The 15,961-nt window shown below is 61.6% G+C and carries 19 protein-coding genes; 8 read left to right on the plus strand and 11 right to left on the minus strand.

The annotated features are described in order from the left end of the window. From GBJ34_RS21170 to rpsI, 3 genes are all read left to right on the plus strand, one after another. The coding region (locus GBJ34_RS21170) for a hypothetical protein (RefSeq protein WP_404811388.1) at positions 1–105 on the plus strand (105 nt) is incomplete at its 5' end. A 498-nt stretch (positions 106–603) separates the two neighbouring features. Further along, complete coding sequence (gene rplM / locus GBJ34_RS01220) at positions 604–1,068, plus strand: 50S ribosomal protein L13 (RefSeq protein WP_151717435.1); 465 nt, start codon at positions 604–606, stop codon at positions 1,066–1,068. A gap of 2 nt (positions 1,069–1,070) precedes the next feature. After that, positions 1,071–1,565 (plus strand): 30S ribosomal protein S9, encoded by a 495-nt coding sequence (rpsI, locus tag GBJ34_RS01225; RefSeq protein ID WP_151717436.1) that lies wholly within the window; start codon positions 1,071–1,073, stop codon positions 1,563–1,565. Positions 1,566–1,772: 207 nt separating this feature from the next. Here rpsI and GBJ34_RS01230 read toward each other — a convergent pair whose 3' ends face one another. Beyond that, positions 1,773–1,988, minus strand: coding sequence for a DUF1127 domain-containing protein (locus GBJ34_RS01230; protein WP_151717437.1), 216 nt, complete (start codon positions 1,986–1,988; stop codon positions 1,773–1,775). An 85-nt stretch (positions 1,989–2,073) separates the two neighbouring features. On the opposite strand from GBJ34_RS01230, the gene GBJ34_RS01235 reads away from it, so the two are divergent. From GBJ34_RS01235 to GBJ34_RS01255, 5 genes are all read left to right on the plus strand, one after another. Next, positions 2,074–3,489, plus strand: coding sequence for an aminotransferase-like domain-containing protein (locus GBJ34_RS01235; RefSeq protein WP_151717438.1), 1,416 nt, complete (start codon positions 2,074–2,076; stop codon positions 3,487–3,489). A 109-nt stretch (positions 3,490–3,598) separates the two neighbouring features. After that, positions 3,599–3,856 carry a hypothetical protein gene (locus GBJ34_RS01240; protein ID WP_151717439.1) on the plus strand — a complete coding sequence of 86 codons (258 nt, stop codon included), beginning with the start codon at positions 3,599–3,601 and terminating at the stop codon, positions 3,854–3,856. A gap of 179 nt (positions 3,857–4,035) precedes the next feature. Next, positions 4,036–4,926 (plus strand): ABC transporter permease, encoded by an 891-nt coding sequence (locus GBJ34_RS01245; protein WP_151717637.1) that lies wholly within the window; start codon positions 4,036–4,038, stop codon positions 4,924–4,926. Beyond that, positions 4,923–5,732 (plus strand): ABC transporter permease, encoded by an 810-nt coding sequence (locus GBJ34_RS01250; protein ID WP_151717440.1) that lies wholly within the window; start codon positions 4,923–4,925, stop codon positions 5,730–5,732. The genes GBJ34_RS01245 and GBJ34_RS01250 overlap by 4 nt, the downstream gene beginning before the upstream one ends. A gap of 17 nt (positions 5,733–5,749) precedes the next feature. Next, positions 5,750–6,826: an ABC transporter ATP-binding protein gene (locus tag GBJ34_RS01255; protein ID WP_151717638.1), complete on the plus strand. Its 1,077-nt coding sequence runs from the start codon at positions 5,750–5,752 to the stop codon at positions 6,824–6,826. Positions 6,827–6,956: 130 nt separating this feature from the next. On the opposite strand, the gene GBJ34_RS01260 is transcribed toward GBJ34_RS01255, so the two are convergent. The 10 genes from GBJ34_RS01260 to GBJ34_RS01305 all read right to left on the minus strand — a co-directional run bounded on the left by GBJ34_RS01260 (position 6,957) and on the right by GBJ34_RS01305 (position 15,923). After that, on the minus strand, positions 6,957–7,571 hold the full coding sequence (locus GBJ34_RS01260; protein WP_151717441.1) for a TetR/AcrR family transcriptional regulator: 615 nt from the start codon (positions 7,569–7,571) through the stop codon (positions 6,957–6,959). Further along, positions 7,564–8,445, minus strand: coding sequence for a polyphosphate kinase 2 (gene ppk2 / locus GBJ34_RS01265; protein ID WP_151717442.1), 882 nt, complete (start codon positions 8,443–8,445; stop codon positions 7,564–7,566). The genes GBJ34_RS01260 and ppk2 overlap by 8 nt, the downstream gene beginning before the upstream one ends. A 134-nt stretch (positions 8,446–8,579) precedes the next feature. Next, positions 8,580–9,503, minus strand: coding sequence for a homoserine O-succinyltransferase (locus GBJ34_RS01270; RefSeq protein ID WP_151717443.1), 924 nt, complete (start codon positions 9,501–9,503; stop codon positions 8,580–8,582). 81 nt (positions 9,504–9,584) lie between these two features. Further along, the gene (locus GBJ34_RS01275; protein WP_151717444.1) at positions 9,585–10,445 is read right to left on the minus strand and encodes an ATPase; all 861 of its coding nucleotides are present in this window, start codon (positions 10,443–10,445) and stop codon (positions 9,585–9,587) included. A 108-nt stretch (positions 10,446–10,553) separates the two neighbouring features. After that, positions 10,554–11,732: an OmpP1/FadL family transporter gene (locus tag GBJ34_RS01280; protein WP_151717445.1), complete on the minus strand. Its 1,179-nt coding sequence runs from the start codon at positions 11,730–11,732 to the stop codon at positions 10,554–10,556. A gap of 144 nt (positions 11,733–11,876) precedes the next feature. After that, positions 11,877–12,743 carry a DMT family transporter gene (locus GBJ34_RS01285; protein ID WP_151717446.1) on the minus strand — a complete coding sequence of 289 codons (867 nt, stop codon included), beginning with the start codon at positions 12,741–12,743 and terminating at the stop codon, positions 11,877–11,879. Positions 12,744–12,797: 54 nt separating this feature from the next. Continuing rightward, entirely contained in the window at positions 12,798–13,577 is a 780-nt protein-coding gene (locus tag GBJ34_RS01290) for an SDR family NAD(P)-dependent oxidoreductase (protein ID WP_151717447.1), read from the minus strand. Further along, positions 13,574–13,852, minus strand: coding sequence for a putative quinol monooxygenase (locus tag GBJ34_RS01295; RefSeq protein ID WP_151717448.1), 279 nt, complete (start codon positions 13,850–13,852; stop codon positions 13,574–13,576). Before GBJ34_RS01295 ends, GBJ34_RS01290 begins: the two co-directional genes overlap by 4 nt. A gap of 70 nt (positions 13,853–13,922) precedes the next feature. Continuing rightward, positions 13,923–15,482, minus strand: a complete 1,560-nt coding sequence (guaA, locus tag GBJ34_RS01300; RefSeq protein WP_151717449.1) for a glutamine-hydrolyzing GMP synthase — start codon at positions 15,480–15,482, stop codon at positions 13,923–13,925. Positions 15,483–15,626: 144 nt separating this feature from the next. Beyond that, positions 15,627–15,923, minus strand: a complete 297-nt coding sequence (locus GBJ34_RS01305) for a DUF6477 family protein (RefSeq protein WP_151717450.1) — start codon at positions 15,921–15,923, stop codon at positions 15,627–15,629. Between the last annotated feature and the right edge of the window lie 38 nt (positions 15,924–15,961).

Consider the following 15,961-nt stretch of genomic DNA (forward strand, 5'->3'; position numbering starts at 1 on the left):
GGCGACGCCATCCTGACCGGCGACGTGAACGGCGACGGCAAGGCCGATTTCGCCGTGCTGCTCGACGATGTCACCAGCCTCAGCAAAGGCTTCTTCATCCTGTAAGGCGGGCCCGATCACCAGACAGGCCGGGGTTCTGCAGCAGAGCCCCGGCCTGCGGCGTTTCGGGCGGGACGGGTGGCGAAGAAATCAATTGCGGCAACCCGGCGCAGGTCGACATTTCGTGCGCAGATGGGGCGCGCGGGTGCAACAAACCGTCGCACCGCCCGCCGGTGACCGACCCCGGGGGCTGTCTGCCCCCGGACCCCCGAGGATATTTGGGAACAGATGAAGACTGGGGGCGGGCGGATGGATCGGTCACATTCACCTATTCTCGAATATCCTCTGGCACCGGGGCAGAAGGAGGTCGCATATGCACCGATCATACGACAAACCGCCCCTGGCCCCGTGATGATTTGGGGTATTTTTATACCTATTTTGTAAATATTTGATTTTTAACATATAAATAGAACGAGTCATGCTTGACCCGCGCATCGCAATAAGAGAAAAGCCCCTATCCGAGATTCAGGGGCGTGCCTGCCCCTTCAACTCCATGGGTCTGACATGAAAACCTTTACCGCTACTCCGGCGGATATCGAGAAGAAGTGGATCCTGATCGACGCCGAGGGCGTCGTTCTGGGCCGCCTCGCCACGATCGTCGCCAATATCCTGCGCGGCAAGAACAAGCCGACCTTCACCCCCCATATGGATATGGGTGATAATGTCATCATCATCAACGCCGACAAGGTGCAGATGACCGGCAAGAAGCGCACCGACAAGGTCTATTACTGGCATACCGGCCACCCGGGCGGGATCAAACAGCGCACCGCGCGCCAGATCCTCGAGGGCAATCACCCCGAGCGCGTCGTGATCAAGGCCGTTGAGCGTATGATCACCCGCAACTCGCTGGGTGCCAAGCAGATGACCAATCTGCGCGTCTATGCCGGCACCGAGCATCCGCATGAAGCGCAGCAACCGACCGTCCTCGACGTGAAGGTGCTGAATCCCAAGAACACCCGGAGCGCCTGATCATGGCTGACATCAAATCCCTCGACGATCTGAAATCGGCCGTCTCGGGCGCGGCGTCCCCGGCTGCTGCCGAAGTGGCTGCTGCCCCGCGTGAGCCCAAGCGTGATGCGCTTGGCCGTTCCTATGCGACCGGCAAGCGTAAAGACGCCGTGGCCCGCGTCTGGGTCAAGCCCGGCTCGGGCAAGGTTGTGGTGAACGGCAAGGAAATGGCCGCTTACTTCGCCCGTCCGGTGCTGCAGATGATTCTGCGCCAGCCGTTCCAGATCGCCAATGTCGAAGGCCAGTTCGACGTTTACGCGACCGTGGCCGGTGGTGGTCTTTCGGGTCAGGCCGGTGCGGTCAAGCACGGCATCTCGAAGGCGCTGCAACTTTATGAACCGTCGCTGCGCGGCGCGCTGAAAGCCGCAGGCTTCCTGACCCGCGACAGCCGTGTTGTGGAACGTAAGAAATACGGTAAGGCCAAGGCCCGCCGCAGCTTCCAGTTCTCGAAGCGCTGATCTTCCTGGTTACATTCTTGGAAAAGGCCCGTGCTTTGCGCGGGCCTTTTTCTTTGGGCCTGGGGCGCTTGAACCTATGGTTGACGAAAGCGGCGGGTTGCTACGCAAGGCCTTGGCTCAAAACCAAAAAAGGCCGGGCAAAGCCCGGCCAAGTTCAGGGGTACGCCCATTTAATCCGCAGGGCAAGGAATGCGCAGAAGGCGTGGCTTATGCCTGCCAGAAGCGTTTTGCCGCTTCCTGATTGATCTCACGATGGGTCAGGCCGACATCGGCGATAAGATGTGCATCGAGACCCTTGAGTGCGCGACGACCCGCGGAACGTGTTCTCCAGATCTGCGCGGTCTGTGCAAAGCCGGTCAGGGCGCGCGACAGTTGCGGCAGAGAGAACGAGAACGTCGGGGCGGTCAGCTGCGACCGGGCCATGGCATCACCTTTTGTGTTGATACAAATCGCGTTATTGCGTATTTAATTGATACAAATACCCACCAGAGAGCGCCAGAGGAATATTGTGACTGATACAAGATGGCTGCCGGACTTGGCACAATTCCCCGGACCGAAATATCTGGCCCTCACGCGCGCCCTGCGCGACTCGATCCGTGCGGGAGAGCTGCCCCCTGGGTCGCAATTGCCAACTGTGCGTGATCTGGCCTGGGACCTGCATGTCACCCCGGGAACGGTAAGTCGGGCTTACCAATTGGCGACGCAAGAGGGGCTTCTGGCGGCCACTGTGGGGCGTGGCACCTTTGTTGCCGCACAATCCCCTCGACTCGGACCGACACAATCCATGTTTCAGGAACGCGATCTTGACAGCGAGCCTTGGCTTGTCGATCTGCGCTCACCACAATTGCCGGATGTCGAGCGCGGACCGATCTTTGCCCAGGCGATGACCCGGATTTCCGAAGATGTTGGCCATTCCTGGGATGACTATCCCACCCAGCGGGGCGAGGAGCCACTGCGCAAGGCGATCGTGAAATGGTTGGGTGACCGCGATCTGGGCCATTACGGTGCCGATGATATCGCGCTGACCCATGGCGGGCAGAACGGGCTTTTGCTGACCTTTCTGTGCTGCCTGCGCGGTGACCGTCCGGTGATCTTGACGGAAGATCTAGCCTATCCCGGCATTCGCCACGCCGCACGACTGGCCCGCGCCGAGGTGGTGGGGATCGAGCTGGACGGCGAAGGCATGGTGCCCGACGCGCTGGAGGCCGCCTGTCGCCGCCATGGCGCGCAGGTTCTGGTCGTGACGCCCGAGGCGCAGAACCCGACCGCTTGCCGCATGGGGGCCGAGCGCCGGGCGCAGATCGTGGAGATCGCGCGTCGCTATGACCTTCAGGTGGTGGAGGATGACTGCTATTCAGTGGGCGAGGCCGAGGCCTCGGCGCTGCCATCGATGCGGGCGCTTGCGCCCGAACGCAGCTGGTATATCGGATCGCTGTCAAAATCGGTTTCTGCGGCCTTGCGTTTTGGCTATGTCGTCTGCCCGGAAGGCATGGGCGAGGCGGGACGGCTGACCGCGCAGCACGGCTTCTTTGCGCTTTCGCGCCCGGTCTCGGATCTGTGTCTGGAACTGTTGCAAAGTGGGGCTGCCGAAGAGATCCGCCGCAAGGTGCAGACCGAGTTTTCGGCGCGGCTCGATCATATGGTGCGGGCGCTGCACCGCTTTGACGTGAACTGGCTGCCGGGGCTGCCGTTCATCTGGGTGCCGTTGCCGATGGGGTGGCGCGGATCGACATTCACCCGCGCGGCCGAGGGCGAGGGGGTGCTGTTGCGTCAGGCCGATGAATATGCGCTGATCCATGGTCGTGCGCCCCATGCGCTGCGCATCGCGGTGGCCGGTGCCATCCCGCGGCAGCGTTTTGACGGCGCGGTGGAGACCATCGCCCGCCTGCTGAACCGTCCACCCTCGGATATGATGGCGGTTTGACGCCGGTGCTCTTGCGGCTCACATCCTTGTGCAAGGCAGCCGCTTGACCGCAGATGCCCTGCGGATTCATAAGCGATGTCAGAGCAGTAACAATTAACGAGACCCGAAAATGGGACGTGCCCTTTCTTTCTCCGCCCCGCATGGGGGCGGCGATGTCTTGGCCTTGCGCCATGGCCCCTCTGGCAAGCCGCAGATCATTTATGACGATGGTGTTGGCCGCCGTATCGTCTGGCAGGTGCTGACCCCGGTTGCCGAAAGCCGCATCGTCGAGGCGTTGCGTATCGCGGCAACCCGCCTGAAGATCGTTCCTGCGCTGCTGGAGGAGCTGAAGAAACGCGCAATCCTGGTCGATCGCGCAGTCGCCTAAAAAATGATCAAATTTTTTTACGCGTAAATTCAGCCGGTTGTTACAACCCGTTCCCGTTTCGCCCCCGATCCATGCGGGGGCGTTTCATTTTGGCCCCTTTTCAGAATGGGCCTGCTGTGCCAAAAATTCTTGCAAAATGATCTGCTTCGCAAAGGGGCGGGGCAATGACAGGGGGCATGATGGAACCAGGGTCCACACCGGGCCGCTTCAGAAATTCTGAAGCCGCCAATGGATTGTTTATGGTCTCACCACCGGCGATTTACGCGGTGCTGCTTTTGGCAGCGCCGCTGATTGCCATGGTGCTTTATTCGTTGATGGTGGACAGCAAGGTGGGCCTCAGCTCCGGTCTGACCTTCGACAATTACCTCAAGGTCTGGACGGGTCGCATCGACCAGGCGCTGATGATCCGGTCGCTGACCGTCTCTGCCATGGTGACGCTGGTCACCGTGCTGCTGGCCTATCCCGTCGCCTATTTCGTGAGCTTCCATGTGAAGCCCGAGAAAAAGTCGATGTGGCTGTTCCTGATCACCATCCCGTTCTGGACCAGCTATCTGATCCGCGTCTTTCTGTGGAAAGTGATCCTTGGCTATAATGGGGTCATCAACTCCGGCTTGATGAGCATCGGCATCATCGACGAGCCGCTGACCATCATCAATTATTCGCTGGGGTCGATGATCATGACCTTGGCACATGCCTATGCGGCCTTTGCGATCCTGCCGATCTTTGTCAGCCTGGAAAAGATCGACCGTTCCTTCCTGGAAGCGGGGCAGGATCTGGGTGAATCGAAATTCCGCACCTTCATCCGCGTGACGCTGCCATTGTCGATGCCCGGCGTGATCGCGGCGGTGCTGATCGTCTTCATCCCGACCATTGGCGATTATGTCACCCCGGAACTGATCGGCGGCGGCAAACTCCCGATGATCGCGAACCGGATCGAGGCGATCATGCTGAAGCAGAATGACAAGGCGCTTGGCTCGGCCATCGCGATGACGGCCATGTTGATCGTGGCGCTGGTGTCGATTGTGTTCATCCTGCTGAACCGGCGCTTCCTGCGGGGGCAAAGCAAATGAGCAAGAACCCTTCGCTGAAGATCTATGCGATTGCCTATCTGATCTTCCTTTATGCCCCGATCGCGCTCTTGCCGGTCTTTGCCTTCAATGACAGCCGGGTGATTGCCTTTCCGCTGGCGGGCTTCACCACCAACTGGTTCGCCGAAATGTGGGCCGATAATCAGCTGTTCAAGGCTTTCCGCAATTCCTTGACCATCGCCACCACCTCGGCGGTGATTGCGACGGCGCTTGGCATCTTTGCCGCCCGCGCCTCGACCCGTTACAAGTTTCCGGGCAAGGGTGGGGTGCTTGGCCTGATCATGCTGCCGATGGTGCTGCCGGAGATGATCATCTCGATGTCGCTCTTGGTGGTGCTGATTGCGGTCGGTGTGCCGCTGTCGATCTTCACCATCATTCTGGGCCATGTGCTGATCTGCACGCCCTTTGCGGTGGCAATCCTGACCTCGGCCTTCCAATCGCTGGACCGCTCCTTGGAAGAGGCGGCCTATGATCTGGGCGAAAGCCCGGCCTCGACCTTCCGTCTGATCATCCTGCCGCTGGTGATGCCGGGGATCATTTCGTCGCTGCTGATCTGTTTCACCATCAGCCTTGATGAATTCATCATCGCCTATTTCCTTGGCGGCAACCAATCGGTGCTGTCGGTCTATATCTTCGGGCAGTTCCGCTTCCCGGCCAAGGTGCCCGCCGTCATGGCGCTCGGCTTCGTGCTGGTCTGTATCTCGGTCTGCCTGCTTACCATCGCTGAATATTTCCGCCGTCGCGGCATCGCGAAAACCGGCGGCAAAGATACCGGGGGCTTCCTGTGACCACTGAAAAATCCAATATGATCGAGTTCCGGGACGTCCATAAGTATTATGGCGATTACCATGCGCTGCGCGGCATCAACGCGACGATCCGGGCGGGTGAGTTCTTCTCGCTGCTCGGGCCGTCGGGCTGTGGCAAGACCACGCTCTTGCGCACCATTGCAGGCTTCGAGGATATCTCGTCCGGCGCGGTGATGATCGATGGCAAGAACATGGCCAATGTTCCGGCCAACGTGCGCCCCACAAATATGGTGTTCCAGAGCTACGCCATTTTCCCGCATCTGACGGTCGAGGAAAATGTGGGCTTCGGTCTGCGCCGCGATCCGCGCAGCAAGGAAGAAAAGGCCATGGCCGTGGCCGAGGCGTTGGAGATGGTCGGCCTGAAAGGCTATGGCAAGCGCGCGGCCCATGCCCTGTCGGGCGGGCAGCGGCAACGCGTCGCACTGGCGCGGGCGCTGATCCTCAAGCCCAAGGTGCTGCTGCTGGACGAGCCGCTTTCGGCGCTCGACAAGAAGATGCGCGAGCAGATGCAGGTCGAACTGATCAAGCTGCAGCGTCAGGTCGGCATCACCTTCATCCTGGTCACCCATGACCAGGAAGAGGCACTGGTCATGTCGGACCGCATCGCGGTGATGTTTGAAGGCCAGATTGCGCAACTGGCCGATCCGGAGACGCTTTATCGTCGTCCGGCCAGCCGCAAGGTCGCGGATTTCATTGGCACGATGAACTTCCTGCCGGCGCAGATCCTGTCCGACAGCGGTGCGACCGTCGAGGTCGAGGCTGCGGGCTTTGGCCGGATGAGCCTGTCGCCCGATCAGGTGATGGGCAGCCCCTCGGCCGAGGGCGCGACCATCGGCCTGCGGCCCGAGACGCTGACCATCCTGTTTGAAGGTCAGGCCGCCACCGACCGTGAAGTGCTCGGCACCGTCGAGGAAGTCGTCTATTATGGCGACATGACCTATTATGACGTGAAGCTGGACGGGGCCTCGTCGCCGATGCGCCTGTCGATGCGCAACGTGCCGGGCCGCCCGGTGCTGGATCGCGGTGCCAAGGCCCGTTTGGGTTGGAGCCCGGGTGCGGTCGTGCTGTTCCGCTGACAAGCGGCCAGGAAACCCAGGCCGCCGCAGGATCTGCGGCGGCTTTTTCATGACCTGCGATTGCATGTATCGAACATTTTATTCGATGTCGCTGTGGATAACTCACCATATGCCGGTGACAATCGAACATCTACTGATCGGGTGGCAGCAACCCCAGACCGCGTAGGTAAATCCCGATGCCGCTTTCCAGCAGATCTTCGGGCGGGAAGGGGCTCTGGACCCCGTTGCCGCGCATATACAGCTCCACCACGCCATGGCTCATCGCCCAGATATGCGACGACACCATGCTGCCCGGCGGGCGGCGGGTGGCGGGCAGATGTTGTGACAGCCCGTCGGCCGCGCGTTCCAGCACGGCGCGCGCCCGCGCCGCAACCGGCGCGAGGTCCGGCCAGCTTTGCGGGCTGAGACCGCTTTCAAACATCGCCATGTAATGGCCGGGATATTTGCGGGCAAAGGCCAGATAGGCGCGGCCAGTCGCCTCAAACGCGGCAAGCGCCGAGGGGCGGCCATTGTCAAAGGCGTAATCCATCAGCGAGGCAAAGATCTCATAGCCCTGCCGCGCCACCTCGGCCAGCAGATCATCGCGGCCCGCGAAATGGCGATAGACGGCGGCAGGTGTCACCTCTGCGGCCTTTGCCGCCTCCGACAGCGTAAAACCCTGCGGGCCCTTTTCCGCGATCAGGTCAAGCGCAGCCTCGACCAGCGCCTGCCGCAGATTGCCGTGATGATAGCCGCGTTTAGTCATTCTCGGCGTCGGACCACAATTCCGGCCCGCCGCAGATCGCAGGATCGGGCTTGCCGATGGATCTGGTATCCTTGCCCTTGAATTCCAGCGCGTGCAGGATGGTCTGGATCACCGCGATCCGTGCCCGCCGCTTGTCATCGGATCGCACCACCGTCCAGGGCGCATGACCGCTATGGCTGCGCTCCAGCGTTTCCGCGATGGCCTCGCAATAGGGTTCCCATTTGGTCAGCCCCTCGACATCGATGGGCGACAGCTTCCACTGTTTCAGCGGATCCTTCTCGCGCTCCAGCATCCGGCGCAGTTGCTCGGGGCGACTGACATCGAGCCAGAATTTCAGATAGGTGATGCCCTCTCGGGTGATCATTTCCTCGAATTCCGGCAATTGGCGGAAGAAGGCTTCTTTCTGGTTTTCGGTGCAGAAACCGAAGACGGGTTCGACGACACCCCGGTTATACCAGCTGCGGTCAAAGATCACCATTTCACCGGCTGCGGGGAACCAGTCGATATAACGCTGGAAATACCATTGCGTGGCTTCGCGGTCAGATGGCTTGGAAAGTGCCACAACCTGTGCGCCGCGCGGATTGAGGTTCTCGGTCAGGGCCTTGATCGTGCCACCCTTGCCGGCGGCGTCACGCCCCTCGAACACCACGATCACCCGCTTGCCGCTGGCCTTCACATCCGATTGCAGCCGCACGAGCTGTGCCTGAAGCGCCTCCATCTGCGCCTCGTAATCCTTCTTGCCCAGCATTTGCCGATAGGGCGAGCCACGCGACAGGATCTCGTCCTTGGCGGCGGATTCCACGGCCTTGCGCACCGCCTTGGGGGCCTCTTCCTTGAAGTAACGGCTGATTGCCCCATTGAATGGCAGGTCCATCGCACTCTCTCCTTGCGCAAGCACATCACGCTTCACATTAGGCTTAGCCCGGCGCGCCTCGCAAGGCACCGCAGCGGCGGAAAATGCCCGCGCGACAGATGGATTGCGGGAGAGCCTTTCCCCCGCAACCGGATCTATTTGCCGATATCTTCCAGCCGGAACGGTGTGGTCTGATAGACCTCGTTCACCCAGTTGCCATAAAGCAGATGGGCATGGCTGCGCCAGCGATTGCGCGGCGCAAGCGTGGGATCATTGCCGGGATAGTAATGCAAGGGCACATTGATCGGCGTGCCATTCGCAACATCGCGGTCATATTCCTGCTTCAGCGTGTCATTGTCATATTCAAAGTGGTTGAAGATATAGAGGGCGCGATGCCCCGGATCCTCGACCAGACAGGGGCCGGTTTCGGGGCTGTCGAGCAGCAGCTTCAAACCCGGCGCGGCCTTGATTTCATCCGCGCGTATCTCGGTCCAGCGCGACACCGGAATGAAGCAATCATCCGAGAAGCCACGCAGATAGGGCGAGGTCGGATCGACATTGTTCTGCAGGTAGCAGCCGAAGGCCTTGTGATCGAGAATATGCTTTTTCACGCCATGGAAATGGTTGATCATCGCCATGCCACCCCAGCAGACGCCGAAGGTCGAATGGACATGGGTCTGCGTCCAGGCAAAAACCCGGGTCAGTTCTTCCCAATAGGTCACCTCCTCAAAGGGCAGATGCTCGATCGGGGCGCCGGTGATGATCAACCCGTCAAACTTCTCGCCGCTCGCCTCGACCTCCTCAAAGGGGCGGTAGAAGGTTTCCATATGTTCGGCGGCGGTGTTCTTGGTCTGATGCTCGCTCATGCGGATCAGTTGCAGGTCGATCTGCAAGGGTGTCGCGCCGATCAGCCGGGCAAACTGGTTCTCGGTCTGGATCTTTTTCGGCATCAGGTTCAGCAGCGCAAAGCGCAGCGGGCGGATATCCTGACGCGCGGCGCGTTCGGGCGACATGACCATGACCCCTTCGCGTTGCAACACGTCGAAGGCGGGCAGGGTTTCGGGCAGGGTAATGGGCATTTCAGTCTCCGTTCGGCGGAGGATGTAAAATCACGCAAGGGGCCGTTCAAGACGCCGTCGGACCAAAGGACGGACCAAAGGTCAGGGGCGGCGCTCGATGGCTGTGGCAATCAGGTCATCGAAACCGGCGGCGTCGCGCACCTGCGCAACCTCTTCGGCGGTGACCGTCACACCCCATTCCGCCATGGCGGCATAGCGTGGCTGACGATGGGCAAGGGCCCGGGCATAGGTCCAGCGCACAAAGGCGTCGGGGTCCACGTCCTGGGGGGCGGTGCCCGTTTGCATTCGATATTCGCCCCACATTCGCTCAAGGAAATGCGGCTGGTAATACATCGGCTTCGGCGCGCGGTCGAAGCGGCGGATCAGTTCTTCGGTATGGGCGTCAGATCCCTTGATCCAGACCAGCAGCGAATGGCGCGACAGCTCGCGCATTACCGGGTCGGATTTGTTCCAAGGGTCGACGACCTCGCAGATCGAGCCGCCGCTGTCACAGAGAAAATGCGGATAGCCATAGATATCCTGCGCCCGGTCGATGAAGCGCGTCGTATCCAGCAGCGAGGCGATCTCGGCCTCGCGGTGTTGCGCCTGGCGGCGCATATATTCGTCAAACGGCACGCCACCCTTGGCCGGGTCACCGGGCTTGCCGAGATAGGTCGACAGCGGTGCCAGATTGTCAAAGGTGATGTTCGAGGTGATGAAGACGCTGTCAGTCAGCAGTAGTTCCCGTAGGAACGGAACTTTCATCGCCTCGCGCTTGAAATTGTCCGAGATGAACTCGCCCATATAGCGGGTGCCGATGCGGTAATCGACGGAATAGTGAAACCACCCGCCCGCAGCCCGCAGCGTCGAGGCCAGCCATGTCTTGCCAAGCCCGGACATGCCGAAGACCAGCACCCGCTTGTGCGATGCCGCCCGCCATTCCGTGGCCGAAGCATAGATCATTCTGGCTGCCCTCGAACTGTCCTGTGCCGTTCCTAACGCGCGGGTGCAGAAAAGCAAAGGCCCCGCACCTGATTGGCCGGGGCCTTTGTGTGGCATCCGGGAACTGGATCAGAAGGAGAAGCCCACCTTCACACCCACGGCCACGGCATGGTTGTCGGCCATCTCGGCCCGGGCGACGTCAGGTGTGCCGGTTTCGGGATTGGCGTTGCCCAGATCCAGATAGCGGGCGCCGAAAGTCACCTTCATATTGTCCTGGGTATAGACGGCGGCAAAGCCAATGCCGCGATAGCCATTGGTCGGCGCCAGCGGCGAGACCAGCTTGTCGCCGCCCGGCTCATAGGTCACGAAGACCGAGCCGGACCAGTTATCGGTGAACTTGCGGCCGACACCGAGCGTGTAGGTCGTGCTGTCCTCCAGTTCTGCCAGACTGCCAAGGCGCGGGCCGTAGAAGGTGCCCGGTGCCACCTCGAACTCGCTCCAGTCGACCCAGCGGATGGTGCCGAAGACCAGCGTATCCTTGGCGACGCCGGTCTGGAAATCGATGTTCACCGCCTGAGGCGTATCGGTTTCGGTGATGGCATTGACGGTGGCCACGCCTGCCACGGCCGCGGCACCGCCCGGCAGGGTCTCGACCGAGTCAAACTTGTGCGACACTTTCGAGAAATAGGTCAGCGCCACACGCAGCGCGATTTCTGGCTTTTCAAAGGCCGCACCGATCACATAGCCGGTGCCCCAGTCGGGGGCCAGATCCACCTGATAGCCATTGACCGATTGGTAGGTCGCGGGATCGGCGGGATCGAAGGCCGGACCATAGGCGCGGCCCTGCAATGCCACGCGCCCCGAGGCCTTGGAGGCGCGCAAGCCGCCATGGACCGAGAATTGTTCGGAGAACTTGTAGCGCAGCAGCGCGGTCAGGCCCTGACTGTTCACCTTCGCCTCGGTGCCGCCCAGCATGAACGAACTGCCAAGCCCGGTCGGATAGCTGATATCGGCCCCATAGGCCTGATCGTAGATCAGCGCACCCGAAAGTTTGTCGTTGAAGTCGTATTTCACGGCGAGGCTTGGCAGGTTGTGCTTGCCCGCCACGCTGCCTGTCGGGCTGCCACCATAGATCGCCAGATCATTGCCCGAGACGCTCGGGTTGATCTGGCCGAAGCTCAGCTCGACGTAATTGCCCTTTTCGAACAGGATGCCAATCGATTGCCCCGATCGGTCGATGCCGCCAGCGTTGGCAGAGCCCGCGACAAGGCCCGCCAGAACGCCGCACAATGCGGTGAACTGTTTCATGTCTCTCCCCTATCCGCCGGACGTATCCTCCTCCGCCGACTGAAAAAAGCATGTGCGGGGTCGGTCGAACGGTCAATCAATAACGCCACGTCACCGGATCGTGAGGTCACGTTGCGTCAAATTCAAGGCAGAGCGGATCAGCGGTTATGCCGGACGGGTCTGTGCGCGGATATTGATCCAGTTTGCGGCGAAAATGATCGCGCCGCCGATCAGCACCGCAAGGTCCAGCCGCTCACCATAAAGCGCCATTGCGACAAGCGCGATGATCGGCAGGCGGGCAAAATCGATCGGCACCACGACCGAGGCCGGCGCAAGGCTGAGCGCCATGGTCAGGCAAAGATGCGCAATGACACCGGCGGCACCGATCAGCACCAGCCAGGGCAGGGTGGCGGCAGTCGGCAGCGCAATCTGGCCGTCCCAGCCGCTGGCGATCAGGCCAAGCCCAGCCTGCATCAGCGTCAGCCAGAACAGGATCGACACCAGCGATTCTGCCCGCGTCAGGCGCTTGGTCATGATGATCGATCCGGCAAAGCAGATGGCCGAGGCGGCAGCAGCCAGAACACCCGGCTCCAGATGCTGCATATCGGGGCGGGCCACGATCATCGCCCCGGCAAAACCCATGGCAGCGGCCAACACCTTTACCCCGGTCAGACGTTCGCCCAGCAAGAGCGGCGACAGCAGGATCACCCAGATCGGCGAGGTGAATTCCAGCGCGAAGACCTGCGCCAAGGGGATGGCGGTCAGCGCCCAGAACCACAGGTTCTGGCCCGAGAAATGGATGATATTGCGCAGCAGGTGTTGGGGCAGGCGGGCGGTCTGCACCTGCCCCAGACGCCCCATGGCAGCCGCCACCACAACGACCAGCACAAATCCGGTGACAGAGCGCCAGAACATGATCTCGAATGTGTCATGGGTGCCCGCAACCGCGCGCCCGGCGACTGCCATGGCGGTGAAGGACAGGATCGAGCCGCTCATCCAGATGGCGGCCAGAAACGGGCGTTGTTCCTGCATCGCGTTCTCCCTTGCGGCGCGTATTGTGGCGACCCGCCGCGCGGCTGCCGCCGGTCAATACCCTGCGGTGACGCCGAAATCCATCATCACGGCAGCACCCGTCACCGTGGCGGCCGCAGGCGAAAGCAGGAAGGCCACCTGTTGGGCGACCTCCTCCACGGTGATGAAACGCGCAGCTTTGCCCTGCGGGTAATGCGCCAGAAGCCGTGCCAGGTAACCCTGTGGATCATCGCCACCAAAGCGCGCGGCCTGCCCATGCAGCATCGGCGACAGGATGTCGGAGGGGCAGAGCGCATTGACCCGCACGCCCCTGGGGGCCAGTTCCACGGCGAGCGCCTTGCTCATCGTGACCAGCCCGCCCTTGGAGGCGCAATAGATCGCGGCGCCCGCATTGCCAACTACACCGGCATCGGAGGCGATATTGACCACAGCGCCTTGCGTGACAGTCAGCGCCGGGATCGCGGCCGAGATCAGGAAGAACGGTGCCTTCAGATTGACATCAAGGCACAGATCCCAGTCGGGTTCGCGCGCATCGGAACTGTCGCCCTCGACCCAGACGCCGGCGCAATTCACCACCCCGTCCAGGCAGCCATAGGTGGCAAGGGTTTGTGCAATCAGCGCGCGGCAGGTCTCGACCTGGCGCAGATCACCGGGCAAGGGCAGCGCATCCAGCTCTTGTGCCACCCGGCCAAGGGCGGCTGCGTCCAGATCGCTGAGCGCAAGCCGGGCACCCAGTTGCGCCAGCAGCCGCGCCACCGCCGATCCGACGCCGCCGGATGCGCCGGTGACCAGAAACACCTTGCCGTCGAACAGGCCGGGGGCAAAGACGGTCAATCGCCAACCTCTTCAATGCGGAAATCGCGCAGGATGCCGCGCGTTGCCTGAAACCAGACCGAGTCGCGGGTGCGGGCCTGATGGGCATCAAAGGCCGCGCGGTCGCGAAATGCCTCCATCACCTCGAAGGCGAAGGCGTCTTCGGTTTCACTGATCTCAAAGGACAGGCAGCCGGGTTCCGCCCGGGTCAGGGCGATATGGTTCTGCATATGCGCAAGGACCGCCTGGCGGTCCTCGGCATTCATGCAGATCATCTGGCCGCGCAGGCGGATCATGGCCGTTCCTCGACAGGGCGGCGAATTTTCGACGAAAATTCGGGGTTGCGATTTTCCGTCGAAAAAGGGGTCATTCCAGTTCGATCGTGCCCGGCGGCTTCGAGGTCAGGTCGTAGAACACCCGGTTCACACCCTTCACCTCATTGATGATGCGGGTCATGGTCTCGCCCATGAATTCATGGCTGAACGGATAGACATCGGCGGTCATGCCATCCACGCTGGTGACAGCGCGCAGCGCCACCGCGTAATCATAGGTGCGCCCGTCGCCCATCACCCCCACCGTCTTCATCGGCAGGATGGCGGCGAAGGCCTGCCAGATCTCGTCATAAAGCCCGTGCTTGCGGATCTGGTCGATATAGACGGCATCGGCTTCCTGCAGGATCGCCAGCTTTTCGCGGGTGATCTCGCCGGGGCAGCGGATGGCAAGGCCGGGGCCGGGGAAGGGGTGACGCCCGATGAAACTTGCGGGCAGGCCAAGTTCGCGCCCCAAAGCGCGGACCTCGTCCTTGAACAGCTCGCGCAGCGGCTCCACCAGTTTCAGCCCCATCTTTTCCGGCAGACCGCCGACATTGTGGTGCGACTTGATGGTCACCGAAGGCCCGCCACTGAACGAGACGCTTTCGATCACATCCGGGTAAAGCGTGCCTTGGGCCAGGAATTCCGCGCCTTCGATCTCATTGGCGTATTTCTGGAACACATCGATGAACAGCCGCCCGATGGTCTTGCGCTTGATTTCGGGATCCGAGACCCCTTCCAGTGCGCCAAGGAACAGATCGCTTTCATTGGCATGGATCAGGTTCAGGTTGTAATTGTCGCGGAACATCGCGACGACCTGCTCGGCCTCGTTCTTGCGCAGCAGACCATGATCGACAAAGACGCAGGTCAGCTGCGGCCCGATCGCCTCATGGATCAGGATCGCGGTGACCGAGCTGTCAACGCCGCCCGACAGCGCACAGATGACCTGCTTGTCGCCGACCTGTTCGCGGATCGCGGCAATCGCCTGTTCGCGGTAGCCTGCCATGGTCCAGTCGCCGGTGAAGCCTGCAAGGCGCACGAAATTCTCGTAGAGCTTCGCGCCCTTGGGGGTGTGATGCACCTCCGGGTGGAACTGCACGGCAAAGAACCGGCGGGCTTGATCGGCGGTGATGGCGAAAGGCGCATTGGGCGAGGTGCCATAGACCTCAAAGCCCGCGGCCAGTTTCGACACATGGTCGCCATGGCTCATCCAGACCTGTTCATTGCCAGCCTGGAACCAACCCTCCAGCAGCGGCAGATCGCCACCTGCGGGGGTCACGAAGGCGCGGCCAAATTCGGCGGTGCCATGACCGCCCTCGACCTTGCCCCCCAGGCAATGCATCATCACCTGTTGGCCATAGCAGATGCCGAGGATCGGCACGCCAAGGTCAAAGACGCCTGCGGGCGGCATTGGCGCGCCTTCGGCATAGACGCTGGCGGGCCCGCCCGACAGGATCACCGCCTGCGGCGCGAATTCTGTCAGAAAGGCTTGATCCACGCGGTTGAACGGATGGATTTCGCAATAGACATTCAACTCGCGCAGGCGGCGCGCGATCAGCTGCGTGACCTGAGAGCCGAAGTCGATGATGAGCAGGCGTTGATGCGGATGTGTCATGGCTGCGCCATAGCTTTGGCGGGCCTGAATCGCAAGGCTGAATCGCAGGGTTGAATCGCATGGCGGCACAGCCAGAGGCGGGCGCGTGGCGCTGCCGCGCCAAGGCATTGGGCGACAGGGCGTGCAAAGGCACGCCCCGACAGATCAGACCCGGCTTTGCTGCGACGGATTGACCAGTGTCATTTCGGCAATCAAGGCGATCAGCACCTCGATATGCTGGCTCAGGGAATAGCGGGCGTCGCCGGCGCGGCGGGTCTGTTCCAGTTCTTCTTCGGTCGCGATCAGGCGGGGCAGGATCCTTTCGGGCCCGCCATTTGCGTCCTGGCGCAACAGGCGTTTCAGATCGCGGTCGCGCCGGTAATCGGCCAGGCCGAAACGCGCGGCGCGCAGCAAAAGCGCCGGGCGGCGCAGGGTGGCAAGCGAGGTGCGAAAATCGGTCATCGGTCTCTCTCCCCTTTTCGGTGGAAAGACCATGGCAC

The sequence above is a fragment of the Gemmobacter serpentinus genome (genome assembly GCF_008973825.1).
GTDB lineage: Bacteria > Pseudomonadota > Alphaproteobacteria > Rhodobacterales > Rhodobacteraceae > Gemmobacter > Gemmobacter serpentinus.

Bases quoted from the DNA above. Each gene is read 5' to 3' on its own strand.
- GBJ34_RS01230 (WP_151717437.1), bottom strand. From the start codon at position 1,988: ATGGCCCGGTCGCAGCTGACCGCCCCGACGTTCTCGTTCTCTCTGCCG.
- GBJ34_RS01305 (WP_151717450.1), bottom strand. From the start codon at position 15,923: ATGACCGATTTTCGCACCTCGCTTGCCACCCTGCGCCGCCCGGCGCTT.
- GBJ34_RS01250 (WP_151717440.1), top strand. From the start codon at position 4,923: ATGAGCAAGAACCCTTCGCTGAAGATCTATGCGATTGCCTATCTGATC.
- GBJ34_RS01240 (WP_151717439.1), top strand. From the start codon at position 3,599: ATGGGACGTGCCCTTTCTTTCTCCGCCCCGCATGGGGGCGGCGATGTC.
- ppk2 (WP_151717442.1), bottom strand. From the start codon at position 8,445: ATGGACCTGCCATTCAATGGGGCAATCAGCCGTTACTTCAAGGAAGAG.
- GBJ34_RS01275 (WP_151717444.1), bottom strand. From the start codon at position 10,445: ATGATCTATGCTTCGGCCACGGAATGGCGGGCGGCATCGCACAAGCGG.
- GBJ34_RS01285 (WP_151717446.1), bottom strand. From the start codon at position 12,743: ATGCAGGAACAACGCCCGTTTCTGGCCGCCATCTGGATGAGCGGCTCG.
- GBJ34_RS01260 (WP_151717441.1), bottom strand. From the start codon at position 7,571: ATGACTAAACGCGGCTATCATCACGGCAATCTGCGGCAGGCGCTGGTC.
- GBJ34_RS01280 (WP_151717445.1), bottom strand. From the start codon at position 11,732: ATGAAACAGTTCACCGCATTGTGCGGCGTTCTGGCGGGCCTTGTCGCG.
- rplM (WP_151717435.1), top strand. From the start codon at position 604: ATGAAAACCTTTACCGCTACTCCGGCGGATATCGAGAAGAAGTGGATC.
- GBJ34_RS01295 (WP_151717448.1), bottom strand. From the start codon at position 13,852: ATGATCCGCCTGCGCGGCCAGATGATCTGCATGAATGCCGAGGACCGC.
- guaA (WP_151717449.1), bottom strand. From the start codon at position 15,482: ATGACACATCCGCATCAACGCCTGCTCATCATCGACTTCGGCTCTCAG.
- GBJ34_RS01245 (WP_151717637.1), top strand. From the start codon at position 4,036: ATGGAACCAGGGTCCACACCGGGCCGCTTCAGAAATTCTGAAGCCGCC.
- rpsI (WP_151717436.1), top strand. From the start codon at position 1,071: ATGGCTGACATCAAATCCCTCGACGATCTGAAATCGGCCGTCTCGGGC.
- GBJ34_RS01270 (WP_151717443.1), bottom strand. From the start codon at position 9,503: ATGCCCATTACCCTGCCCGAAACCCTGCCCGCCTTCGACGTGTTGCAA.
- GBJ34_RS01255 (WP_151717638.1), top strand. From the start codon at position 5,750: ATGATCGAGTTCCGGGACGTCCATAAGTATTATGGCGATTACCATGCG.